The sequence below is a fragment of the Pseudomonas sp. H11T01 genome, assembly GCF_048515765.1.
In the GTDB taxonomy this organism is placed as follows: domain Bacteria; phylum Pseudomonadota; class Gammaproteobacteria; order Pseudomonadales; family Pseudomonadaceae; genus Aquipseudomonas.
Map to the genome: position 1 here is coordinate 302,741 of NZ_JBLYED010000006.1, position 24,316 is coordinate 327,056.

Here is a 24,316-nt window from a genome sequence, read left to right on the forward strand (position 1 = left end):
CGACATTTTTGCCCGGAACTTACTTCCAGCCAATGTCGTCATTTATTCGTAAAGCCATCAATTCAGACGCATTGACCCGCCTGGCTCAAGCCATCGCGGTGGCTGTGTCCGCCACTCTGGCGGGCTGCCAAAGCACCGGCCATGTCGCGCAAACCGACGCGGCGCACGCTCCTAATCTTTCCAACCGTACCAAACAAAAACCCATCTGGCTCAGCGAGAAACCAAGCCCGCAAGCCGCTCAGGATATCTGGGAACGCATGCGCCTGGGCTTCCAGTTGCAAGAGGGCCTTGGCGTCAACCCGCGCATTGAGCAACAGCGCTTGTGGTTCGCCAGCAATCCGTCGTTTCTGGAAAACGCCGGTGACCGCGGTAGCCTGTATATCCATTACATTGTCGAACGCCTTGAAGAGCGCAACATGCCGCTGGAGCTCGCGCTGCTGCCGGTGATTGAAAGTGCCTACAACCCGATGGCCTATTCCCGGGCCGATGCTGTTGGTCTGTGGCAGTTCATCCCGTCTACCGGGCGTTACTACAACCTGCGTCAGACCCGCTTCTACGACGGCCGTCGCGACATCACTGCTTCGACCACCGCCGCTCTGGATTACCTGACCCGTCTGCACGATATGTTCAACGGCGACTGGCTGCTGGCCCTGGCGGCCTACAACTCCGGTGAAGGCACCGTCAGCCGAGCCATCGAGCGTAACGACAAGCTCGGCCTGCCGACCGACTACTGGAACCTGCCGCTGCCTGCCGAAACCCAGGCTTACGTTCCCAAGCTGCTGGCCTTGTCCCAGGTGGTGCTGGCGCCGGAAGCCTATGGTGTCAACCTCAGCCCGATTGCCAACGAACCTTACTTCCAGGTCGTCGAAATCAACCAGCGCATGGACTTGTCCCGTGTCGCTGCCGTGGCCAATATCGACGAAGACGAGCTGTTCCAGCTCAACCCGGCCTTCAAGCAACGCACCACCATCGACGGCCCCCAGCATTTGCTGGTGCCGACGTCCAAGGCTCAGTTGCTGACCGCCAGCCTGTCGACCATGAAGCCGGAGGAACTGATTAGTCAGCGCGCGCTAAAACCGGTATTCGACGGCATGGACAGCCGCGAGTCCCCCAGGTTGAAGCGCAGCTACCGGGTGAAACACGGTGACAACCTGACGCAGATCGCCAAGATCAACAAGGTCGACGTCAAGGACCTGCAACACTGGAATAATCTGACCGGCAAGAACCTGAAGGTCGGCCAGACACTGGTCATGCAAGACACCAGAAAAGGCAGTTCCGGGCGCGTCAACACCGTGGTAGCGGCCAACACCCAGAAGCAGCAGACCCAATACAAGGTCAAGCAAGGCGATTCGCTGTACATGGTGGCCAAGCGTTTCAACGTTGAAATGCAGCACCTCAAGCGCTGGAATCCTCGGGTTGGCCAAGCGCTGAAGCCGGGCCAGATGCTGACGGTTTACTCCCCGCATTGAGAACCGGTTAAGGTCGGCGTTTCGCGGGAAAACCCGTTCCACAAGGTATTGTGCGATTTCTGTGGGAGCCGGGCTTGCCCGCGAAACAGACGACGCGGTTTTGCAGGGCAACCGCGTTATCGTTCTTCGCGGACAAGCCCGGCTCCCACAGGATCGCACCGTATGCGATCTTTTTTTCGCGTCAGATATCGCTTTGGTGCACAACCTTTTTCCTGTCGATACAAGCTGTTACTGTACCGATCACAAAGCCCAAGCCGCCTGGATCGGATCTCTGACTTGATGCGTCCCCTCCTCCTGCTCTTAATCAGTTTGGCCTTGAGCTTTCCCGCAAGCGCAACAATCAGCGAAAGCCACGGTTATGCGCAGTTCGGCACGCTCAAGTACCCGGCCAAATTCACCCATTTCGATTGGGTCAACCCGCAAGCGCCAAAAGGCGGTACCTTGCGGGTCATGGCATTTGGCACTTTCGATACGCTCAACCCCTATACCTTCAAGGGCACCAGCCCGGTTTCGACGCCCAATTTCCTGCAATACGGCGTCAACGAACTGAACGAAACCCTGATGGTCGGCACCGGCCAATACGCCCCTTCGGGCGATGAACCTACGTCCAGCTATGGCCTGATCGCCCAATCCGTGGAATACAGCGAAGACCGCAGTTGGGTGGTGTTCAACCTGCGCCCCCAAGCGCGCTTTCACGACGGCACGCCGATCACCGCCTACGACGTGGCGTTTTCCTACCGTTTGCTGCTCAGGGCAGGCCATCCGCAATACCGGACCAGCCTTCAGGAAGTGCAACGGGTCGACATCCTCAACCCGCAACGTATTCGCTTCGTCTTCAAACGTGCTGGCAACCCACTGTTGATCCTGCGTCTGGGTGAGCTGCCGGTGCTGCCACAGCATTACTGGAAAGGCCGCGACTTCAAGGGCACGACCTTCGAACCGCCATTGGGCAGTGGTCCCTATCGCATCACCCAGGTACAACCGGGACGGCAACTGGTGTTCGAACGGGTCAAGGATTACTGGGGCAAAGACCTGCCGGTCAATCGCGGTAAATACAACTTTGACCGGGTCGAGGTGGAGTTCTACCGCGACAGCGATGTGGCTTTTGAAGCGTTCAAGGCCGGCGAGTTCGATATCTATATCGAGCACCAGGCCAAGAACTGGGCCAATGGCTATAACTTCCCAGCGGTTGGCCGTGGGGATGTGATCAAGGCGCAAATCGCCCATCAAATTCCTACCCAGACTCAAGGGCTGTTCATGAACAGCCGCCGCAGTACCTTTGCCGACATTAAAGTGCGCGAAGCATTAGGCTTGATGTTCGATTTCGAATGGACCAACCGCGCGCTGTTCAGCGGCGCCTATAAACGGGCCATGAGTTATTACCCCAACAGCGAGTTTTCCGCGACCGGCCTCCCGGTCGGCCATGAATGGCTGATGCTCTCGCCGTATCGCAGCCAATTGCCCGCCAACCTGCTTACTCAGCCATTCAACCTGCCAGAGACCGACGGCCGCGGCATTCCTCGGGAAACCCTGCGTCGCGCCCTCGGGCTCCTGGCTGAGGCTGGCTGGAAGCTCAATGGTCAACGCCTGGTGAACAGCGCCGGCCAGCCCCTGCGTTTCGAAATACTGCTGGTCAATCCCAACCTGGAGCGGCTGCTGCAACCCTACGCCGAGAACCTCGCCAGCATCGGCATCGATGCCCGTCTGCGCACGGTTGATCGCGCCCAATACAAACAACGCCTCGATCAGTTCGATTTCGACATGATCCTGATGACCCTCGATCAAACCCTAAGCCCGGGTCTGGAACAATGGCAGTACTTCCACTCCAGCCAGGTCGGGGTCAAGGGCAGCAAGAACTACGCCGGTGTCGCCAACCCGGTGGTCGATCATCTGCTGGAACAATTACTCGCGGCCAAAACCCGTGACGAACAACTGGCCGCAGGCAAAGCCCTGGACCGGGTGCTGTTGTGGCAGCACTACATTATTCCCAATTGGTATCTCAATTATCATCGCCTGGCGTACCGCAACCGGTTCGCCTTCGTCACCACGCCGCCCTACACCCTGGGCCTGAGCGCGTGGTGGCTGAAGCCTTCGGAGAAAGACCAATGATACCTTCGCGTGCCCTGCTGATGCGGGCCTGCGGCCTGTTGTTGACGGGACTTGCGTGCGCCGCTCAAGCCGCCCCGCAACATGCCCTCACCTTGTACAACGAGCCTGCGAAATACCCGGCCGACTTCAAATATTTCGATTACGTCAACCCGGATGCGCCCAAAGGTGGAATCTTCCGCCAGGCGGGTTTCGGTGGCTTCGACAGCCTCAACCCGTTCATCAACAAGGGCGTGCCGGCCGACGACATCAGCCTGATCTACGACACCCTGGCCAAACACGGACTCGACGAGCCCTTCAGCGAATATGGCCTGATTGCCGGCAAAATCGAAAAGGACCCCGACAACAGCTGGGTGCGTTTTTACCTGCGGCCTGAAGCACATTTCCACGATGGCCACCCGGTTCGCGCCGAGGACGTGGTGTTCAGCTTTCAGACGCTGATGAAAAATGGCGCCCCGATGTACCGTGGATACTACGGTGACGTCGAAGACGTGGTCGCCGAAGACCCGCTGCGGGTGCTGTTCAAGTTCAAGCACAACAACAACCGCGAATTGCCGCTGATCCTCGGGCAATTGCCGGTATTGCCCAAGCACTGGTGGGAAAACCGCGATTTCAGTAAAGGTAACCTCGAGATCCCGTTGGGCAGCGGTCCCTACAAAGTCAGTTCGGTGAAGGCCGGGCGTTCGATTCGCTATGAGCGCGTCAAGGACTACTGGGGCAAGGATCTGCCGGTCAACCGTGGGTTCTACAACTTCGACACCATGGCCATTGATTACTACCGCGACAACACTGTCGCGCTGGAAGCCCTCAAGGCCGGTCAGTTCGACTATTGGCTGGAGATGACCGCGAAGAACTGGGCCAACGCCTACAACATTCCGGCGGTGACCGAGGGCCGGCTGATCAAGGAGCAGATCCCCAACGGCAATCCCACGGGCATGCAAGGCTTCGTCTTTAATCTGCGCCGTCCGGTGTTCCAGGATGTTCGGGTGCGTCAGGCCCTGAGCCTGTTGCTGGACTTTGAATGGACCAACAAGCAACTGTTCAACGGCGCCTACGTTCGTACCCGCAGCTACTTCGAGAACTCGGAAATGGCCGCCAACGGCCCGCCGGACGCCGATCAACTGGCGATCCTCGATCCCTTCAGGGGAAAAATTCCCGAGCAGGTGTTCAGCGAGGCCTTCCAGAACCCGCAGTCCGATGCCAGCGGCATGATCCGCGCCCAGCAACGCAAGGCCTATCAACTGTTGCAAGAGGCCGGCTGGCGCATCGTCGACGACAAGATGGTCGACGCTAACGGCAAGCCGGTGACCATCGAGTTTCTGCTGGCCCAGACCGAATTCGAGCGCGTGCTGCTACCGTTCAAGCGCAATATGAGTGATCTGGGGATCGACCTGGTGATCCGTCGGGTCGACGTCTCCCAGTACATCAACCGCCTGCGCTCGCGGGATTTCGACATGGTGGTCGGCAGCTTCCCGCAGTCCAGCTCACCGGGCAACGAACAGCGCGAGTACTGGAAATCCGAAAGCGCCGACAAACCTGGCAGCCGTAACTACATCGGCTTGAAAGACCCGGTCATCGACGAACTAGTGGAACAGCTGATCAACGCCGATTCGCGTAACAGCCTGGTGGCCCATGCCCGCGCCCTCGATCGGGTATTGCAGTGGGGCTATTACGTGATCCCCAACTGGCACATCAAGACCTGGCGTGTGGCCTACTGGAACCACATCGGTCACCCGAAAGTCTCGCCGACCTATGACGTCGGTATCTCTACCTGGTGGATCAAACCCGACGCCAAACCGGCGATAGAAGTTGAAACCAAGGTGCAAGCCGAACCTGCAGGTGTGGAGCAATAAGATGCTGGCGTATATTTTTCGGCGACTGTTGCTGATTATCCCGACCCTGTTCGGCATTTTGCTGATCAACTTCTTGATCATCCAGGCCGCCCCCGGTGGTCCGGTAGAGCAGATGATCGCCAAGCTCGAGGGCTTCGAAGGCGCTACCAGTCGCATCGCCGGCGGTGGCGCGGAAGTCTCGGTGGCGGGCTCCAGCTACCGTGGCGCCCAAGGTCTGGACCCGGCGCTGGTCAAAGAGATCGAGCACATGTACGGCTTCGACAAGTCGGCGCCGGAACGTTTGTGGATCATGGTCAAGAACTACGCCACCCTGGATTTTGGCGACAGTTTCTTCCGCGACGCCAAGGTCATCGACCTGATCAAGGAAAAAATGCCGGTGTCCATTTCCCTTGGGCTCTGGAGCACGCTGATCATGTACCTGGTGTCGATCCCGCTGGGGATTGCCAAGGCCACGCGGCACGGTAGCCATTTCGACGTCTGGACCAGCTCGGCAATCATCGTCGGTTACGCCATTCCAGCGTTTCTGTTCGCCATCCTGCTGATCGTGGTGTTCGCCGGTGGCAGTTACTTCGACTGGTTCCCGTTACGCGGCCTGACCTCGAACAACTTCGATGAGCTGAGCTGGGGCCACAAGATTCTCGATTACTTCTGGCACCTGGCGCTGCCGGTGACGGCATTGGTGATCGGCAACTTCGCCACCATGACCCTGCTGACGAAAAACAGCTTTCTCGATGAAATCAACAAGCAGTACGTGGTCACCGCCAAGGCCAAGGGTCTGACCAACCGCAAGGTGCTTTACGGCCATGTGTTCCGCAACGCCATGCTGCTAGTGATCGCCGGTTTCCCCTCGGCCTTCATCGGGATCTTCTTTACCGGCTCCTTGCTGGTGGAAGTGATCTTCTCCCTCGACGGCATGGGCCTGATGAGTTTCGAAGCGGCGATCAACCGGGACTACCCGGTAGTGTTCGGCACGCTGTTCATCTTCACGCTCCTGGGTCTGGTGGTGAAACTGATCGGCGACCTTACCTACACCCTGGTCGATCCGCGCATCGACTTCGAAAGCCGGGAGCATTGAGATGAATCTTTCCCCCCTCAATCGCCGACGTTTCGAACTGTTCAAGGCCAATAAACGTGGCTGGTGGTCGCTGTGGCTGTTTCTGATCCTGTTCGGCGCAAGCCTGGGCGCCGAGCTGATCGCCAACGACAAGCCACTGGTGGTGCATTACGACGGAGACTGGTACTTCCCGGCGCTCAAACGCTACCCGGAAACCACCTTCGGCGGTGAATTCCCGCTGGAAGCCAACTACAAGAGCCCGTACATCCGCGAACTGCTGGCAGAGAAAAACGCCTGGACGCTGTGGGCACCGATTCCCTACAGCTATCAAAGCATCAATTACGACCTTAAAGTCCCGGCCCCTGCACCGCCTTCGACCGATAACTGGCTGGGCACCGACGACCAGGGCCGCGATGTACTGGCCCGGGTGATCTACGGTTTCCGGATTTCGGTGTTGTTCGCCCTGACCCTGACCATCCTCAGTTCGATCATCGGCGTGATCGCCGGCGCCTTGCAGGGTTTCTACGGCGGCTGGGTCGACCTGGCCGGGCAGCGTTTTCTGGAGATCTGGTCCGGTTTGCCGGTGCTCTATCTGCTGATCATCCTCGCCAGCTTCGTGCAGCCAAACTTCTGGTGGTTGCTGGGGATCATGTTGCTGTTCTCCTGGATGAGCCTGGTGGACGTGGTGCGCGCCGAGTTCCTGCGTGGACGCAACCTCGAGTACGTGCGTGCTGCCCGAGCATTGGGCATGCAGAACGGCGCGATCATGTTCCGCCACATCCTGCCCAACGCCATGGTGTCGACAATGACCTTCATGCCGTTCATCCTCACCGGCGCCATCGGCACCCTGACCGCATTGGATTTCCTGGGTTTCGGCCTGCCACCCGGCGCACCGTCCCTCGGTGAACTGGTGGCCCAGGGCAAATCCAACCTGCAAGCACCGTGGCTGGGCATGAGTGCCTTCGCCGTGCTGGCGATCATGTTGAGCTTGCTGGTGTTTATCGGCGAGTCCGCTCGCGACGCCTTCGACCCGAGGAAGTGAAATGAATCAGGACAATCTGATCGAAATCCGCGACCTCTCCGTCGAATTTATCGTCGGCGATCGCCGCCAGCGGGTGGTCGAACGCGTCAGCTTCAATATCAAACGCGGTGAAACCCTGGCCCTGGTGGGCGAAAGTGGTTCGGGCAAATCAGTGACTGCGCATTCGATCCTGCGCCTGCTGCCCTACCCCTTGGCACACCATCCGACCGGCGCCATCCTGTATGCCGGACAGGACATGTTGAGCTTGAGGGAGAAAACCATCCGGCATATCCGCGGCAACCGGATCGCGATGATTTTCCAGGAACCGATGACATCGCTGAACCCGCTGCATTCGATCGAAAAGCAGATCAACGAAGTGCTCGGTCTGCACAAAGGCCTGACTGGCAAAGTCGCGACCAAACGCACGCTGGAATTGCTGGAGCTGGTGGGCATTCCCGAGCCGCATAAGCGCCTCAAAGCCCTGCCCCACGAATTGTCAGGTGGTCAGCGTCAGCGAGTGATGATCGCCATGGCCCTGGCCAACGAGCCGGAACTGCTGATTGCCGACGAACCGACTACGGCGCTCGACGTGACCGTTCAGCTGAAAATCCTCGAGTTGCTCAAGGAATTGCAGGCCCGTCTGGGCATGGCATTGCTGCTGATCAGCCACGATTTGAACCTTGTGCGAAGAATTGCGCATCGCGTATGTGTCATGCAGCGCGGTTGCATCGTCGAACAGGCATCGTGCGAAGAGTTGTTCCGCGCGCCGCAGCATCCTTACACTCAGGAACTGTTGGCAGCGGAGCCTCGCGGCAACCCGGCGACCAATGTGGCCGGGGCGCCGCTGCTGGAAGTCGAGGACCTGAAAGTCTGGTTTCCGATCAAAAAAGGCTTTCTGCGCAACACCGTCGATTACGTGAAAGCGGTGGATGGCATCAATTTCAGCCTGCCTCAGGGCCAAACCCTGGGGATCGTGGGTGAAAGCGGTTCCGGCAAGTCCACGCTGGGTCTGGCGATCTTGCGGTTGATCGGCAGTAAAGGTGCGATCCGTTTCGAGGGCAAGCAGCTAGACTGCCTGACGCAGCAACAGGTTCGACCGCTGCGGCGGGAGATGCAGGTGGTCTTTCAGGACCCCTTCGGCAGCCTGAGCCCACGGATGTGTGTGAGCCAGATTGTCGGCGAAGGCCTGCGGATTCATAAGATGGGCACGGAGGCGGAACAGGAACAAGCGATTATCGCGGCGCTCAAGGAAGTAGGTCTGGACCCGGACACCCGGAACCGCTACCCCCATGAGTTCTCCGGCGGGCAACGGCAAAGAATCGCCATTGCCCGGGCATTAGTGCTAAAACCGGCGTTGATTTTGCTGGACGAGCCCACTTCGGCGCTCGACCGGACAGTCCAGCGTCAAGTCGTGGAGCTACTGCGTTCACTGCAAACCAAGTACAACCTGACATATTTGTTTATCAGCCATGACCTGGCGGTAGTCAAAGCGCTCAGCCACCAGTTGATGGTGGTCAAGCATGGCCAAGTGGTCGAACAAGGTGACGCGCAAAGCATTTTTGCCGCACCGCAACATCCCTATACACAGCAGCTGCTGGAGGCCGCTTTTCTGGCCCCAACAGCTGTCGAATAACCTGAAGAGAGGAGCAACACATGGGTTTTCTCGCCGGTAAGCGCGTACTGATCGTCGGTGTCGCCAGCAAGCTGTCCATCGCATCCGGCATCGCTGCCGCCATGCATCGCGAGGGCGCTGAGCTTGCCTTCACTTATCAGAACGACAAACTCAAGGGTCGTGTCGAAGAGTTCGCCGCAGGCTGGGGTTCGGGCCCTGAGCTGTGCTTCCCTTGCGACGTGGCCAGCGATGAAGAAATCGCCAAGGTCTTTGAAGAACTGAGCAAGAAGTGGGACGGCCTGGACGTGATCGTTCACTCCGTCGGCTTCGCACCGGGTGACCAACTGGATGGCGACTTCACCCAAGCCACCACTCGCGAAGGTTTCCGCATCGCTCACGACATCAGCGCCTACAGCTTCGTGGCCCTGGCCAAAGCCGGTCGCGAAATGATGAAAGGCCGCAATGGCAGCCTGCTGACCCTGTCGTACCTGGGTGCCGAGCGCACCATGCCGAACTACAACGTGATGGGCATGGCCAAGGCTTCCCTGGAAGCTGGCGTTCGTTACCTGGCCGGCTCCCTGGGCCCGGAAGGCACTCGCGTCAACGCCGTATCGGCTGGCCCGATCCGCACCCTCGCCGCTTCCGGCATCAAGAACTTCCGCAAAATGCTGGCCGCCAACGAAGCGCAAACGCCGCTGCGTCGTAACGTCACCATCGACGAAGTCGGCAATGCCGGCGCCTTCCTGTGCTCGGACCTGGCGTCCGGCATCAGCGGCGAAATCATGTACGTAGACGGCGGCTTCAACACCACCGCCATGGGCAACCTCGAAGAGTGATGCCCACGCTGTGAAAAAACCCGCCGATTGGCGGGTTTTTTTATGGTCCTGTAATCGTAGCCCCCTGTGGGAGCGGGCTTGCCCGCGAAGCGAACACCGCGGTTTTTCAGGCATTGCGCGTCATCGTTCTTCGCGGGCAAGCCCGCTCCCACACAAGCCCGCTCCCACATCTGAACTAGGCCTCCTGAACTCAGTCCAGCAAACACCGGGCAAACAACTGCTGAATCGGTTGATTACGCTGGCTATGCCGTACCAGCAGTACGATCTCCCGGAAAAACGTCAGATCGCCCAACGGGATGACCTTGACCTTCGCCCCATATTCCAGCCAGAGACCCGCCAGGGGAATCAGCGAGACGCCCAGGCCGCTTTCGACCATCTTCACAATGGCTTCCAGTTCATCCAGCTCCAGTGCGACCTGTACCTCAATCTGCTGTTCACGCAGGAAACGCGTCACCAGTCGCCCGCCGAAGGAGGTTCGGTCGTAGCGTACATGGGGATGCTCGGTGAGCAATTGCAACGGATCTTCGCCCTCAAGATCCGCGGGAACGATCAGCACGAACGGTTCCTGCCGAATGACCTGGGCGCACAGCTCCTTGGGGAGTTCAAAGGGCGGTTTGATCAGGATCGCCAGATCGATTTCACCGGTATCGACCTGACTCAACAAGTTGAGTGAGACCCCGGGCACCAGCTTGGGCTCAAGCTTCGGCGCCTGTTGACGTAAACGCAGCAACGCCTGGGGTAACAAGCCAGTCTGGACCGTGGCCACCGCGCCAATCTTCAACTCACCGCGAAACTCGCTCACGTCATCGCTGACCGCCATGCGGTTGAAGGTCTCGAGGATTTCCCTGGCCATCGGCAAGGCACGTTGACCTGCCGCATTGAGGATCGCCTGGCGACCGGTGCGATCGAACAGACGAATACCCAGCGCCTGCTCCAAATTGCGAATCTGCGCGCTGATCGCCGACTGAGTAAGGCCAATGTGCATGCCCGCCGCAGCGAAAGTGCCGTAGCGCGTCACGGCAATGAAAGTTTTCAGTTCACGCAGCATTGCCGCCCTCGATTGATCGAAATAATTTGAGCTGGACGCAAAAATTATCGTCTTTTAATCGAAAACCACAAGGCTAGAATCAATCCGACTTCTCTACAGCCGAGGCTTGATCCTGATGCGACTTTCTCCCTTTCACCTGGCTATTCCGGTTTTCGATCTGCCTGCTGCGCGTCGTTTTTATGGTCAGGTGTTCGGTCTTACGGAAGGCCGTTCGAGCGATCAGTGGGTCGACTTCAATTTTTTCGGCCATCAACTGGTCATCCATGAACAGGCCAAAACCGCGTCACAGGAATCCGCCCACACCAATGCCGTGGACGGACATGATGTACCCGTCCCGCATTTTGGCGTGGTGTTGGCAATGGATGAGTGGCAAGCCCTGGCCGAACGATTGAAATCCCTCGACACCCCATTCGTGATCGAACCCTGCATTCGTTTCAAGGGCCAGGTGGGTGAGCAGGCCACGATGTTCCTCTTCGACCCTTGCGGCAATGCCCTGGAGTTCAAGGCATTCAAGGACATCGACCAGTTGTTCGCCAAATAAGCCTGAGGATGAGGTATTAACGTTTTCTGAAAACTTGCTTATGGGCGTGTATCGCCCAGTCGGCATCGGCCAGCAGATCCTCAATCGATTCGTGACGCTGCAGGTCATATTCGATCTGCCCGACGCTGAAGCGGATGGCGTAGCCGCGCTGCAAGGTCGAGTTACGCTCATCCAGAATCCCTTGCAGGCGCGCCATGATTGCCGAAGTCTCCACGTGATGGGAGCCGGTCAGCAACGCCACGAATTCATCCCCATCCAAACGGCCGATCACATCACTTTCACGAAACGCGATGCGAAGCACGTCAGCGAAGGATTTAAGCGCGTTATCACACTCGGCATGGCCGTACCAATTGCTGATCTGTTTGAAGTCGTCGAGATAAAAAAATAGCAGCGTCGCCGGTCTTTTCAGCCGTTTACAGGCGCTTAACCCGTGTTGGGCCAAGACCTCGAAACCATGGCGATTAGACAGCAGCGTCAGCTCATCCATGCTCGCCACCTGCACTGCCGCCAACTCCTGTTCAGCCATGCGCGCAAGCTCACGTAGCAGCTCGCGCTCTTTGTCGTCCAGTTGGCGGGGTTTCGTGTCGATCAGGCACAAGGTGCCGAGTGTGTCGCCATTGGCGGCGGTCAGCGGGCAGCCCGCATAAAAACGAACGCCTGGATCGCCGACGACCAGCGGGTTGTCATGGAAGCGCTCATCGTGCTGCGCATCCGACACCATCAGGATCTCGTCCTCGAGGATCGCATGGCCGCAAAAAGAAATATCACGCCCGATCTCACTGGCCGCCAGCCCAGCGCCGGACTTGAACCACTGCCGGTCTGCGTCCACCAGACTGACCAGGGCGATCGGCACATTGAACACGCGCCTGGCCAGACGGGTCAGGCGGTCGAAGCGCTCCTCCGGGGAGGTGTCGAGGACATTCAGCGAGCGTAAAGTCTCTACGCGGGTACTCTCATTGACAGGTTTGATTGGGGCCAGCATCACGCACTCCCTTGGCATGTATGTTCCATTGATCAATCCACAAGCGGGTTTACTCCACGCCATCCCTCACGCTTAGCTGGGTCGTCTCCATGCCGTGTCCCAGTGGGCACGGCCCGCCCGCTGCGGCCCACAGTTTGAACTGGGTGACGAAGACGTCATGGGGAACCGGCACCGGTGCCCGCGTACCACCGGGATTCCAGCCCCACAGCACCAGTTTGTCGTCGCTGACGTGTTTGATCAGCGCGGCAAAGTCACGGTCGCCATTACTCGATTTATCCTTGATGATCTGGCACAGCTTATCGGCCGGCAGGCCAATCCAGGCCATTTTGTGCGCGGGCGATGGCAAGCTCCAGTGCGGCGCGCCTGGTGGTGCGTGAGGTCCGTAACTGGCGGGAGGATTGCTCTCGGCATGGCAGGTTGTGCACGGCAATCCCGCCGCGCCCTTGCCCTCTGCACCGCGCACCACGTCCATGGCGTGTGGAATGCCGGCATCGAACTGCAAGGGTGAATCGCCGGGGATGTGACAGTTTTGACAGCGCGGGCTCTGGAAGACTTTCTGAACCGTGGCAAAGGCTGCCAGCGCCGCCTCATCCTCGGCATACAGGTGGTCGGCATAGCCACCGAGGCCGATCAATATCAGAGCGCCCAGAAACAGGTGCTTTTTCATCTCACACCCCCGCCAGCTGCAACGGCAATTCGCGCAACCGTTGGCCAGTCAGGGCAAACACTGCGTTGGCCACCGCCGGCGCAGTGGGCGGCACGCCGGCTTCACCAATACCACCGGGTTTGTCGGTGCTGGGCACGATATGCACCTCGACCAACGGCATCTCATTCAGGCGCAATACCTGATAGTCGTGGTAGTTGGACTGCACAACACGTCCCGCCTTGATCGTGAGTTTGCTGTGCAAGGTCGAACTCAGACCGAAAGTGATGCAGGACTCCATTTGCGCGGCAATGCTTGCCGGATTCACCGCAATGCCGCAGTCCACGGCGCAGACCACCCGGTGCACGCGGATCGCCAGGTTGTCCTGCGAAACCTCAGCCACTTGAGCGACGAAACTACCGAACGACTCATGCACGGCAACGCCCAGCGCATGCCCATCGGGCAAGGGCGAGCCCCACCCGGCCTTCTCCACTGCCAGATTCAGCACGCCCAAATGCCGCGGATGGTCCTTAAGCAATACTCGTCGATATTCAACCGGGTCCTTACCGGCCGCCGTGGCCATTTCATCGATCAACGACTCCACGACAAACGCAGTGTGACTGTGCCCGACCGAACGCATCCACAACACTGGGATTCCGGTTTTCGGCGAATGCAGATCGACCTGATGGTTCGCCAGACCTTTCATATAAGGCCCATCGGCCAGCCCTTCGACGGACGTACCGTCGATGCCATTTTTTACATAACCGGCCTCGAACGACGTGCCGGCCATGATCGACTGCCCCACCAGCACATGCTTCCAGGCGATCGGCAGCCCATCGGCGCCAAGACCGATGCGCGCCTGATGCAAAAAAGCCGATCGGTAGTAGCCGCCGCGCACATCATCCTCGCGGGCCCAGACGGTTTTGACCGGTGCCTGGGCGGCTTTGGCCACCTGGACCGCTTCGCTGACAAAGTCTGACGAAGGGTTGGCTCGCCGGCCAAAGCCACCGCCCAGAAAGGTCGTATGGATCTCCACCTGTTCAGGTTTCAATCCGGTAATTTTCGCTGCCGATTGCTGATCCATGGTCTGAAACTGAGTACCGGTCCAGATTTCGCATGTGTCTGCAGTAAGCTTAACCGTACAGTTGAGCGGTTCCATCGGTGCGTGGGCCAGGTAGGGCACACTGTATTCGGCAATGACGGTTTTCGCGGCTTTGGCCAGAGTGCCGACCACATCGCCAGCCTGAGTCGCCGACGTGCCTTGGGTGGTCGCCAGCTTGCGAAAAGTTTCCAGTAGCTTCTCGCTGTCCAGGTCGGCATGGGGACCCAGGTCCCAGTCGACTTTCAGCGCATCACGGCCCAGCTTCGCCGCCCAGAAATGCTCGGCAACGACGGCGACACCCGTGGGCACCTGCACCACCTTGCGCACTCCCGGCACGGCCAGGGCCGCTGCGCTATCGAAGGATTTGACGGTGCCGCCGAACACCGGTGAGCGAGCGACCATTGCCGTCAGCAAACCCTCGAATTGCACGTCCATGCCGAACTGGGCACGGCCGGTGATTTTCTCCGGTGTATCGAGGCGCTTGGTCGGTTTGCCGATCACTTTCCAGTCTTTCGCCTCTTTGAGCTTTATCGATGCCGGATCCGGTAGTGGGAGCTGCCCGGCTTCATTGGCCAGCTCGCCATAGCTGGCTCGATGGTCACCGGCAATTACCTGCCCTTGCTCGGTACGAATCTCGGAGGGCGCGACGTTAAAGCGCTTGGCCGCCGCCTCGATCAACATCATCCGCGCTGTTGCCCCGGCCTGACGGTAGCGGTCGAATTCCATCCAGGTGGACGTCGAACCACCGGTTATCTGCATCCCGCCAAACGCCGGCAAACCATATACCGCTGCGGCCGGAGCATGCTCGACGCGAATTTTCGACCAGTCGGCATCCAGCTCTTCGGCGATCAACATGGACAACCCGGTCCAGATGCCTTGACCCATTTCCGAATGCGCCAACACCACGGTGACGCTGTCATCGCTGGCGATGCGCAGAAAGGCGTTGGGGGCAAAAGGCGTGTCCGGCCCTGATTCAGCCTGAGTGAAACGATTGGCCCCGGGAATGACAAAAGCCACGACCAGACCGCCGCCTATCAGCACCGTGTTTTTGAGAAAGTTACGCCGGGAAATCTCCATCACACTGTTCATCACCGAGCCTCCAGCCCACAGGGTCGTGCCAACGGCGCGCAGCGGCTTTTCAGCCGAGCTCGGCCGCGCGCTTCACCGCAGCACGAATACGTGGATAGGTACCACACCGACAGATATTCCCCGACAGGGCATGATCGATATCGCTGTCGGTCGGCGACGGGATTTTCGTCAGCAAGGCCGCTGCCGACATGATCTGCCCGGACTGACAGTAGCCGCACTGCACCACATCGAGTTCGGCCCAGGCCCGTTGCACCGGGTGCGAACCGTCTGTCGACAAGCCTTCGATGGTGAGGATTTTTTGCCCTTGGGCCACCGCCGAAGCCGGGGTGATACAGGAGCGCAGCGGCGCGCCGTCGACATGCACGGTGCACGCACCGCATTGCGCTATGCCGCAGCCAAACTTGGTGCCCGTCAGGTGCGCCACATCTCGCAGCACCCAGAGCAACGGCATGTCATCGGCGACGTCGAATGGCTGCTCTTTGGCGTTGATATTGAGCGTCAGCATTGCGCTTTCCTCATGCCGATGTCCGGACACACGGTGTCCCTGAGCTGCGACGCTGTGGCCAACCCGGTCTACGCGCGCATGGGTTTATCCATAGAGCTAAGCGCACTTTGCCGGGCCAGCCATGTTCAGCGACCACCGGTCATGAAAAAAGGTCAGGACATAATTGTCGATCTATGGCACCGCCAGACGACAGTCAGCGGGCTAAGCTTTATTCCAGCGTGACCACCCGACAAGGAAAACCGCCATGCAACGCATTCAAAAGATCACTCCCTGCCTGTGGTTTGACTACCAGGCCGAAGCGGCTGCCGAGTTCTATTGCTCAATCTTCGATCACTCGAAAGTCACCGCCATCACCCACTATGGCAAAGCCGGTTTCGAACTTCATGGCCGGCCCGAGGGGTCAGTGATGACCGTCAGTTTCGAGCTGGACGGTCAGACCTTTACCGGCCTCAACGGCGGTCCGGTGTTCACCTTCAACGAAGCCGTTTCGTTCCAGGTCAATTGCCAGACCCAGGATGAAGTCGATCACTTCTGGAACTCCCTGTCTGAGGGCGGCGACAAAGCGGCCCAGCAGTGCGGCTGGCTCAAGGATAAATTTGGTGTGTCCTGGCAAATTGTTCCGATCGCTTTGATGCATATGATGAAAGATCCCGACACGGCAAAATCCCAGCGAGCCATGCAAGCCATGTTGCACATGAAGAAAATCGACATCGCCGCACTTGAACAAGCGTTTGCCGGCCAGAGCTAATACACTCCAGAGCTGGCCTGACGATGGACGCCCGACGATGACCTCCCCCCCTGCGAAAGATGCTGACAAGGAACCGCGCTTCTGGCGTGACGAGGCCCTGCCCTTCATCGAAGCCCGTTCCATCGCAGACGGTCGCAAGGTCTGCTACGCCCGGCATTCCCACGAGCACTTTTCCATCGGTGCAATTACCGCCGGGCAAAGCACCTACATCCATGAAAACAGCCATCTGCAGGTCGGCGTTGGCACCGTGGTGCTAATGAATCCTGGTGACGTCCATGCCTGCAACCCGATCGACGATCAGCCCTGGTCGTATCGAATGTTCTATGTCGATACGCCTTGGCTGACCGATCTTCAGCACCAACTGGGGTTCAGCCAGGCGCTGGATTTCAGGGCTTTTTCCGTCACCCATACCACCGACGCCAACCTCTATGCAGGGCTGAACCGGTTGTATGAAGTGCTGGTCGACGAACAGATCGAACCGCTGCAAAAACACAGCAGCGCGGTGGCGTTTTTCTCTGAATTGCAGCAAAGACTCAACCCCGTCGAGCTCCCCGACCGTGAGGTCAACCTCAAGCTGGAACGGGCCGCGCAGTACATCCGCGACAATTGCACCTTGTCATTGAAGCTCGAAGACATTTGCGAAGCGGCGCAGTTATCGGCTTCCTATCTGATCCGCGCCTTCAAGCAGCACTACGGCATGACGCCCCACGCGTTTCTGGTCAACCGACGCATCCAGTTCGCCCGGGCGCAACTGCGCAGCGGCAAGCTGATTGCCGATGTCGCACTGGAAGCAGGGTTTGCCGATCAGGCGCATTTTCAACGGGCGTTCAAGCAGCATCTGGCCGCGACACCGGGGCAGTATCGGGGGTAACCGCAGCCCCTGTAGGAGCGAGCTTGCTCGCGATGGACTCAAGGGCACGCGTTTATTCAGAAAACACGCGTCATCGTTAACGTCCATCGCGAGCAAGCTCGCTCCTACAGAGACCTCTGCGTTTACGGCAACAACAAATAAATCGCGCTCGCCGCCAACAGCAACGCCATCACCCGATTGAACAGCCGCATCCCCTTGGGATTGCCCAGATAGTGACGCAGAAAAGTCCCCGCATACGCCCAGCACCCCACCGATACATAGCAGACCACCAAATACACCGCTGCAAACTTCCAGATCAAAGACGCTTCGCCATTCGCGGCAAACGCCCCCATCCCCGCCACGCAGGCCAGCCAGGCTTTTGGATTGAGCCATTGCATTACTGCGCCGTAGAACATCGACGGCGCCCTGTCAGCGCCTTCGGTATTCAGCCGACCATCGTCAACCGTCAGTTTGTAGGCCATGAACAACAGAAACGCTACTCCGGCCAGCTGCACGACACGCGTCAGAAACGGCCAGAGCAGCAGCACTTCATGCAGGCCCAGCCCCATCAGCACCAACAACAACACAAAACCGAGGGTCGCGCCGGCCACATGCCGCAGACTGGCGCGAAAACCGAATTGCGCACCCGAACTCAGAGCGACGATGTTGACCGGTCCTGGGGTGATCGAGGAGGCCAGCGCAAACGCGGCCATGGAAATGATCAAGCTCATCGCATTACCTTCTTCAGATCAGTGGTGATTCCAGCGATCAAGGTAAAGAACGCGCCGATACCCGTATTGAAGAAAAACACCCTCGTGGCGCACAGCAAGATTCGCTCTGTAAGTACCCCTCCAAGCGTTCATCTCCCCCGCGAACGCGCCCTGTGCGCTGATGTCCAACCCTTTACGGGATCGCGACCGATTACGGGCCTAAGGCCGTCTTCAATCAATTAAACAGGCTGCGAATCCCTTTTCCGCACTCACTGCGAAGGAGATTCACAGATGGTTACCCACTTCAGGACCGCCGGGCATCTGGCCTGCGGCCACCATGGCGACAACCTCCCCTCCACCACTGAATTTGCGCGCGTAAAATGCCGCAGTTGTCGCAACACCGACGCCTTCAAAGACGCCAGAAAAGATGCACGCAACGCCGCACGCAGAGCGGCCCGCAAAGCCAAGATTGGTCATGCCGCAGTTGACTGGCGCGCATCCTGGATGAAAAGACTCACCGACATGCCAGGCCAGCAGCGGCTCCCACGGGGATTCCATGGTCAGCCTTACGTCTAGTTTTCACAGACACATTCAAGTTCAGCGTTGGTTGCGATGAGGGCTGCCCGGTCAGACGGGTAGCCATCGTGCGCGTCCGTGATGTATTTTCAGGCCCGACGACGGCCTGCGTCGCAGTGCATCGCGCCAATAAAAAGGAATTTGGATGTTTAGTCTTTTGAATGCTCAGGATGACCCCGGCAGCGAATTTGACCGGCAGGCCCTGCAAGGCTCGTGGGAACAAATCGACCTGGAAGACAGCGGCGTCTCGAATCCGCCTGATGAACATGGAGCGCCGGGTGCGCTGACCACCATTGAAGGCAATCAATTCAGGGTGGTTACGCCCGACGGTACGTTGTTGCTGGCCGGCAGTTTTACCCTTGACGCCTCCACCACACCCAAATCCATCACCTGGATTGATTCGATGGGAGCGGACCAAGGAAAGCAATTACCCGCCAGTTATCAACTGGAAGGCGATCATTTTGTCTTTATTGCCGGCGACGAAGGTTGCGACAGACCGAAAGAGTTTCGCACCCAAAAGGGCGAAACCATGCGCACCTTCATTCGCAAGCGACACCACGTGGCAGGCAATCCAAACACCCAGTTTGGTGGCCGCATATCAGTAGTCGATCCAGTAGTTGGCCTGTGATTTGCTCCGTCCCTCATCGAACTTCCTACCCAGGGAGTCAAAGTGGAGGTCAATATGCTTATTACAAAGCCTTTATTAGCATTGGCTATCGGCGCAATTTTATCGACATCAATGGTACTGGTACCTGACACAGTTTCCGGCTTTTCGAGCGCATATGCCAAGGAAGGTGGTAGTGGCGGTGGGAGCGGTGGTGGTGGCGGCGGCAGTGGTGGAGGCGGTGGAGGCGGCAGTGGTGGAGGCAGTGGTGGAGGCGGTAGTGGTGGAGGCGGCGGTGGCAGCAGTCATGGCGATGGGCATGCCGGCGAAGGCCATTCAGACTCTGGCCGCAATGGAAGTCATGCTGAATCAGGAGACGACCACGGCGTTCATGTAGGCGACGAGCCGGGCGATGACCACGGCGTTCACGTAGGCGGCGAGCCTGGCGATGATCATGGCGTTCACGTAGGCGACAAGCCTGGCGATGATCATGGCGTTCACGTAGGCGACAAGCCTGGCGATGATCATGGCGTTCACGTAGGCGACAAGCCTGGCGATGATCATGGCGTTCACGTAGGCGGCGAGCCTGGCGATGACAAGAGCGGTACCTGAAAGGCTGCAGTGACTGAAAAACCTATAGAGTCTTGGGGGCAGGCTTTATAGGTTTTTTTTGTAAGAAGGGAGGCGAACACCCGGGGATTAGACAACCCCTCATGCCCCCATTTACGGGGCAGTTTCCCCAATCCTGGTATCGCTTTGGCGAAATTGTCCCCTTCAAAAAGAGGAGTCTGATTTTTTCCATCCGCATCACATACACTCTCCGCATCTGCTGTATGCCACCTGCGATCAAGGTACAAAGCAGCCAGGCACTCGTAAAAAACACCCCATGGAGCCCATCATGGATCTCGCGACACTTACACTGTTTCTCCCGGCCTGCTTCGCCCTGAACATGGCCCCCGGTCCGAACAACCTGCTGTCGGTCAGCAATTCGACTCGCTACGGTTACCGCACTTCCTGTATCGCCGGGATTGGCCGCCTATTGGCCTTTGCCGGGATGATCGCCCTCGCCTCAGCCGGTCTGGCGGTAGTGCTACAAACTTCTGAGCTACTGTTCTACGGGATCAAAATCCTCGGTGCGGCCTATCTGTTTTACCTGGCAATTCAGCTGTGGCGGGCAAACCCTGAAACTGAGCACGCCGCAGCGACTGCGCCAGTCGGGGTACTGGCTTTGGCGCGGCAGGAGTTTTTGGTAGCGGCAGGCAATCCCAAGGCAATTCTGATTTTCACCGCCTTCCTGCCGCAGTTCGTCGACTCGACACAAGCGGTCACGCCACAGTTCGCGGTGCTCGGCGCGTTGTTCCTGTGCCTGGAGTGGATTGCCATCAGCGCCTACGCCTATATGGGCTTGCACATGCGCCGCTGGTTCGCCGAGCCGCGCGGCAAGCGTATTTTCAACCGTTGCTGCGCCGGGCTGTTGTCGGGTGCTGCTTCGGTATTGTTGATGGCGCGCCGGGCTTGAGAGATTCCAGCGCGAGCCTCGGAGTTCAGGGTAAATGAACGTAAGCATTTTCTACGCACTGGCGGCGGCCGCACTGTTTGGTGCGAGTACACCACTGGCCAAACTCTTAGGCCTTAATATCTCTCCGATATTGCTCGCCGGCCTCTTATACCTGGGTAGCGGCATTGGCCTGACAGTCGTCAGGTTTGTCCGCGACCGCCGCTGGCAAAAAACCGGCCTTACTCCGTCAGAATGGCCATGGCTAATCAGCGCAATTGCTTTCGGTGGTGTTCTTGGCCCAGTCGCGCTGATGTTTGGTTTGACCCGAACATCTGCCTCGACTGCCTCACTCATGCTCAATCTGGAAGCCGTACTGACGGCATTACTGGCGTGGGTGGTTTTCAAAGAGAATGCTGACCGCCGGATCGTGGCGGGTATGATCGCAATCGTTGCCGGAGGCCTCATCCTGGCGTGGCCGCAGGGTACAACTCAATCTTATGAGTGGCTTGGGCCACTGGCTGTCGCTTTAGCCTGCTTTTGCTGGGCCATCGATAACAATCTGACGCGCAAGGTGTCGGCCTCCGATGCCCTGTTTATTGCAGGCATCAAAGGTTTGGTGGCCGGAGTGGTGAACTGCTCTCTGGCGCTTTTTCTTGGAGCTCGGATTCCGGATTTTTCCGTGCTTGGCCCGACGCTGATCGTTGGCTTCTTTGGCTATGGCATCAGCCTGGTTCTGTTTGTTCTGGCGCTTCGAGGGCTCGGCACCGCACGCACGGGCGCGTACTTTTCTACGGCACCGTTTTTGGGGGCCGCCATTTCGATTTTGATGCTGGGCGAGCCGGTGTCCATCACGTTTTGGGCTGCTGCCTTGTTGATGGGTATCGGCGTGTGGATTCACCTCACCGAAAGCCATGCCCACGATCACCAACACGACCCGCTCCACCACAGCCATCGTCATGTTCACGACGAGCATCATCAACACGAACATTCGTTTGAGTGGGATGGCACAGAGCCCCACAGCCACGTACACGATCATGCGCCGATCCGGCACAGCCATCCGCACTTCCCGGACATTCATCACCGGCATAAACACTGAGGTCACGCTCAAAAAGGCTCACGTCCGGGCAGGCGTTGCTTAGCCAAAATTCTCTGTCGATTCTCCGGTGGAGGCACAGCGCCGGTCACTCTAGACTCGTGTCCATGAACCTACAAAACGCCCTGCTCCCGCCCCACACCGAGATGGTTCGCGCCATGCTCGAACGAGACACCGCCTATGAGGGGGTGTTCTTTACCGCGGTCAAAACCACCGGCATTTTTTGTCGCCCGACCTGCACGGCGCGCAAACCGAAGCCGGAAAACGTCGAGTTCTTCGCCCATGTTGACGACGCGCTATCGGCAGGCTATCGACCGTGCCTGCGCTGCAAGCCGTTGGACGCGGCGGCTATCGCTCCCGACTGGGTGCAGGCATTACTCAAATCAGTGGAAGCTGACCCTGAAGTGCGCTGGACGGATGCGCAGTTGGAGGCCAGAGGGATTGAGCCGCTGAAATTAAGGCGCTGGTTCAAGCAGCATTTCAGCATGACGTTTCACGCGTATATTCGGGCACGGCGCCTGGGTATGGCGCTGGGCGGCATCAAACAGGGCGAGTCCATCGACAACGCGGCGTTTGACTCAGGGTATGAATCGCTCAGTGGTTTCCGCGACGCGTTTCAGAAGTCTTTCCACACCACACCAGGACGTACGGCGACCCGCGAGCCGCTGCTGTTCACCCGGCTGACAACACCGCTGGGGCCGATGATCGCCATGGCGGAAAGTCGTGGACTGGTGCTATTGGAGTTTCTCGATCGACCGGCGCTGACCAAGGAAGTCGAAGAGTTGCAGAGCCGCTATGGGTACGCCGTGGCCCCGGGGCATAACGCGCATCTTCGGCAGATCGAAACCGAGCTTGGCCTGTACTTCGAAGGCAAACTGACAGACTTCAACGTCCCGCTGCAGATGCCAGGCACCCCATTCGCGATTGAAGTCTGGGCTGAACTGGCGAGGGTTCCCTACGGGCAGACCCGGACTTATGGCGAAATAGCCGCGAAGCTGGGTAAACCAGGCGCAAGCCGGGCCGTCGGTTTGGCCAATGGCCATAACCGCATCGCCATTGTGGTGCCGTGCCACCGAATCATTGGCGCGGACGGTTCGTTAACCGGGTATGGCGGCGGACAACCGCGTAAAGCGTTTTTGCTCAGACTGGAGAAAGCAGCAGTACAGACCTCGAAACCCACCACCCGTCATTGTCCCGCCGGCTGCCCGTGACCGGCGCTATGATTATGAACAAGAGGTTGTGTCGTTCGATGAGGTCATGCAAGGCCGCACCAGGGATTTGTACTTGACGTTGCTTAAGCCTCGCGGCGGCCAAATTAATCGGAACGCGACCGAATTATCGTGACCAATACGGTGCGCAATAGAACAGATCAGGAGTCCCACCATGAGCTATGGCAAGAACAAAGCGCAGGCCCTGGCTGACCTGGAGGAAGCGACAGATGACATACGCCGAACTGACAATCATGCCGAGCGCCTGGAAGCGTTGTACAAGGCTCAGGGCATGCTGTACATGCTATGGCGCATTGATTGGGTGAACAGCGAAGACTTCGAAAAGCTGAAGCTCAAGCTTCTCCAGGCTGATGCGCAGGCGGTGCGGCAGATAGAGGAGAATGTGAAGCCCGCGTGAGCGCGAATGGTGAATATAACGGTGTCACGCCCCACGGCGCCCATCAGGTTTATCCACTCGATCAATCGTTCCACATCACACTACACGTCATGAACAACGGACATGGCCCATAAGGTAAATGCCCCCACAGCAAAGCCCACTCCGGTGGGCTTTTTTTGCGTCTGGCGGTTACCCGTTTGGCAGGTGCTGGTCTACCGTTGACCCATTGGGTGGTTTGACGTGAAACCTTTGAGTCATAAAAAAATGGACGTAGCCATGACTGAACAACTGATCGAGGGATTGTCGACGCTGGATCAACATGTGCTGGAACATTCGCGTCACTGGTTGCTGACGGGCATCTACTTGCGCTGTACTGCCTGCGGTGCCGGGCAGAAAGCCAGTGAGGGCAACCTGCCGTTTGTACACGATCTCAACTGTTCCCGCGCCGGTACCTGTCACCACCCCTGGCACAACCTGGCCTACATCCTCCATTCGGTACCGGGCCAATATTCGATGGCGATCTAACCCCGTCCCTTACGCGTTTATCGACACAACCTCCCAAGATACGTGCCCTAAGCCACAGAAAATCACCTAAACGTCATGAATACCTGGCTCGAGGAATGAATGAGTACAGCTACTAATCGAATCGAGTAGGAGGCGGTCTCACAACCGCCGTCCTCTCACACCACCGTACGTACGGTTCCGTATACGGCGGTTCAGGTTATGCGATTAAGCCGGTTTATCGTATCCAGTATTGAGACCAACCCGAGT

At 58.4% G+C, this 24,316-nt stretch carries 24 protein-coding genes; 18 read left to right on the top strand and 6 right to left on the bottom strand.

What is annotated here, in order from left to right; genetic code table 11:
- The first annotated feature begins 32 nt into the window (after positions 1–32).
- The 7 genes from ACN1C3_RS10875 (at position 33) to fabI (ending at position 9,951) form a co-directional block, all read left to right on the top strand.
- The gene (locus ACN1C3_RS10875; protein ID WP_419115804.1) at positions 33–1,469 is read left to right on the top strand and encodes a transglycosylase SLT domain-containing protein; all 1,437 of its coding nucleotides are present in this window, start codon (positions 33–35) and stop codon (positions 1,467–1,469) included.
- 279 nt (positions 1,470–1,748) lie between these two features.
- Entirely contained in the window at positions 1,749–3,578 is a 1,830-nt protein-coding gene (locus ACN1C3_RS10880) for an extracellular solute-binding protein (RefSeq protein WP_419115805.1), read from the top strand.
- A complete protein-coding gene (locus tag ACN1C3_RS10885) occupies positions 3,575–5,428 on the top strand; it encodes an extracellular solute-binding protein (RefSeq protein WP_419115806.1) in 1,854 nt (617 codons plus the stop codon). Before ACN1C3_RS10880 ends, ACN1C3_RS10885 begins: the two co-directional genes overlap by 4 nt.
- Position 5,429: 1 nt before the next feature.
- Positions 5,430–6,503, top strand: a complete 1,074-nt coding sequence (locus ACN1C3_RS10890) for a microcin C ABC transporter permease YejB (protein WP_419115807.1) — start codon at positions 5,430–5,432, stop codon at positions 6,501–6,503.
- Between the two features lies 1 nt (position 6,504).
- On the top strand, positions 6,505–7,524 hold the full coding sequence (locus tag ACN1C3_RS10895; RefSeq protein ID WP_419115808.1) for an ABC transporter permease: 1,020 nt from the start codon (positions 6,505–6,507) through the stop codon (positions 7,522–7,524).
- A 1-nt stretch (position 7,525) separates the two neighbouring features.
- Positions 7,526–9,136, top strand: coding sequence for an ABC transporter ATP-binding protein (locus ACN1C3_RS10900; RefSeq protein WP_419115809.1), 1,611 nt, complete (start codon positions 7,526–7,528; stop codon positions 9,134–9,136).
- A gap of 20 nt (positions 9,137–9,156) precedes the next feature.
- Complete coding sequence (gene fabI, locus ACN1C3_RS10905) at positions 9,157–9,951, top strand: enoyl-ACP reductase FabI (RefSeq protein WP_419115810.1); 795 nt, start codon at positions 9,157–9,159, stop codon at positions 9,949–9,951.
- Positions 9,952–10,141: 190 nt separating this feature from the next.
- Here the strand turns inward: fabI and ACN1C3_RS10910 are convergent, their stop codons facing one another.
- A complete protein-coding gene (locus ACN1C3_RS10910) occupies positions 10,142–10,999 on the bottom strand; it encodes a LysR family transcriptional regulator (RefSeq protein ID WP_419115811.1) in 858 nt (285 codons plus the stop codon).
- A 115-nt stretch (positions 11,000–11,114) separates the two neighbouring features.
- Between ACN1C3_RS10910 and ACN1C3_RS10915 the strand changes: the two genes are divergently transcribed.
- Complete coding sequence (locus ACN1C3_RS10915) at positions 11,115–11,540, top strand: VOC family protein (RefSeq protein ID WP_419115812.1); 426 nt, start codon at positions 11,115–11,117, stop codon at positions 11,538–11,540.
- Positions 11,541–11,556: 16 nt separating this feature from the next.
- On the opposite strand, the gene ACN1C3_RS10920 is transcribed toward ACN1C3_RS10915, so the two are convergent.
- From ACN1C3_RS10920 to ACN1C3_RS10935, 4 genes are read right to left on the bottom strand one after another with little or no spacing between them, the layout of a single operon-like run.
- The gene (locus ACN1C3_RS10920; protein WP_419115841.1) at positions 11,557–12,522 is read right to left on the bottom strand and encodes a diguanylate cyclase domain-containing protein; all 966 of its coding nucleotides are present in this window, start codon (positions 12,520–12,522) and stop codon (positions 11,557–11,559) included.
- A gap of 49 nt (positions 12,523–12,571) precedes the next feature.
- Positions 12,572–13,189 carry a hypothetical protein gene (locus tag ACN1C3_RS10925; RefSeq protein ID WP_419115813.1) on the bottom strand — a complete coding sequence of 206 codons (618 nt, stop codon included), beginning with the start codon at positions 13,187–13,189 and terminating at the stop codon, positions 12,572–12,574.
- A 1-nt stretch (position 13,190) separates the two neighbouring features.
- Positions 13,191–15,356 (bottom strand): molybdopterin cofactor-binding domain-containing protein, encoded by a 2,166-nt coding sequence (locus tag ACN1C3_RS10930; RefSeq protein ID WP_419115814.1) that lies wholly within the window; start codon positions 15,354–15,356, stop codon positions 13,191–13,193.
- A 49-nt stretch (positions 15,357–15,405) separates the two neighbouring features.
- Positions 15,406–15,861: a (2Fe-2S)-binding protein gene (locus ACN1C3_RS10935; RefSeq protein ID WP_419115815.1), complete on the bottom strand. Its 456-nt coding sequence runs from the start codon at positions 15,859–15,861 to the stop codon at positions 15,406–15,408.
- A gap of 244 nt (positions 15,862–16,105) precedes the next feature.
- On the opposite strand from ACN1C3_RS10935, the gene ACN1C3_RS10940 reads away from it, so the two are divergent.
- Together ACN1C3_RS10940 and ACN1C3_RS10945 are read left to right on the top strand one after the other, a co-directional pair.
- The gene (locus ACN1C3_RS10940) at positions 16,106–16,609 is read left to right on the top strand and encodes a VOC family protein (RefSeq protein ID WP_419115816.1); all 504 of its coding nucleotides are present in this window, start codon (positions 16,106–16,108) and stop codon (positions 16,607–16,609) included.
- Between the two features lie 37 nt (positions 16,610–16,646).
- Positions 16,647–17,480: an AraC family transcriptional regulator gene (locus tag ACN1C3_RS10945; protein ID WP_419115817.1), complete on the top strand. Its 834-nt coding sequence runs from the start codon at positions 16,647–16,649 to the stop codon at positions 17,478–17,480.
- Between the two features lie 122 nt (positions 17,481–17,602).
- Here the strand turns inward: ACN1C3_RS10945 and ACN1C3_RS10950 are convergent, their stop codons facing one another.
- Complete coding sequence (locus ACN1C3_RS10950; protein WP_419115818.1) at positions 17,603–18,190, bottom strand: LysE family translocator; 588 nt, start codon at positions 18,188–18,190, stop codon at positions 17,603–17,605.
- 270 nt (positions 18,191–18,460) lie between these two features.
- Here ACN1C3_RS10950 and ACN1C3_RS10955 point away from each other — a divergent pair, with 270 nt between their 5' ends.
- The 8 genes from ACN1C3_RS10955 (at position 18,461) to ACN1C3_RS10990 (ending at position 24,070) form a co-directional block, all read left to right on the top strand.
- Positions 18,461–18,745: a hypothetical protein gene (locus ACN1C3_RS10955; protein WP_419115819.1), complete on the top strand. Its 285-nt coding sequence runs from the start codon at positions 18,461–18,463 to the stop codon at positions 18,743–18,745.
- Positions 18,746–18,890: 145 nt separating this feature from the next.
- Positions 18,891–19,373 carry a TIGR03067 domain-containing protein gene (locus tag ACN1C3_RS10960; protein ID WP_419115820.1) on the top strand — a complete coding sequence of 161 codons (483 nt, stop codon included), beginning with the start codon at positions 18,891–18,893 and terminating at the stop codon, positions 19,371–19,373.
- 54 nt (positions 19,374–19,427) lie between these two features.
- Positions 19,428–19,961 carry a hypothetical protein gene (locus tag ACN1C3_RS10965; protein ID WP_419115821.1) on the top strand — a complete coding sequence of 178 codons (534 nt, stop codon included), beginning with the start codon at positions 19,428–19,430 and terminating at the stop codon, positions 19,959–19,961.
- 286 nt (positions 19,962–20,247) lie between these two features.
- Positions 20,248–20,868, top strand: coding sequence for a LysE family translocator (locus ACN1C3_RS10970; protein WP_419115822.1), 621 nt, complete (start codon positions 20,248–20,250; stop codon positions 20,866–20,868).
- Between the two features lie 34 nt (positions 20,869–20,902).
- Positions 20,903–21,943 carry an EamA family transporter gene (locus ACN1C3_RS10975; RefSeq protein ID WP_419115823.1) on the top strand — a complete coding sequence of 347 codons (1,041 nt, stop codon included), beginning with the start codon at positions 20,903–20,905 and terminating at the stop codon, positions 21,941–21,943.
- A 104-nt stretch (positions 21,944–22,047) separates the two neighbouring features.
- The gene (locus tag ACN1C3_RS10980) at positions 22,048–23,151 is read left to right on the top strand and encodes a bifunctional transcriptional activator/DNA repair enzyme AdaA (RefSeq protein WP_419115824.1); all 1,104 of its coding nucleotides are present in this window, start codon (positions 22,048–22,050) and stop codon (positions 23,149–23,151) included.
- A gap of 172 nt (positions 23,152–23,323) precedes the next feature.
- Positions 23,324–23,566: a hypothetical protein gene (locus ACN1C3_RS10985; protein ID WP_419115825.1), complete on the top strand. Its 243-nt coding sequence runs from the start codon at positions 23,324–23,326 to the stop codon at positions 23,564–23,566.
- A 255-nt stretch (positions 23,567–23,821) separates the two neighbouring features.
- Positions 23,822–24,070, top strand: a complete 249-nt coding sequence (locus tag ACN1C3_RS10990) for a hypothetical protein (RefSeq protein WP_419115826.1) — start codon at positions 23,822–23,824, stop codon at positions 24,068–24,070.
- The last annotated feature ends 246 nt before the right edge of the window (positions 24,071–24,316 follow it).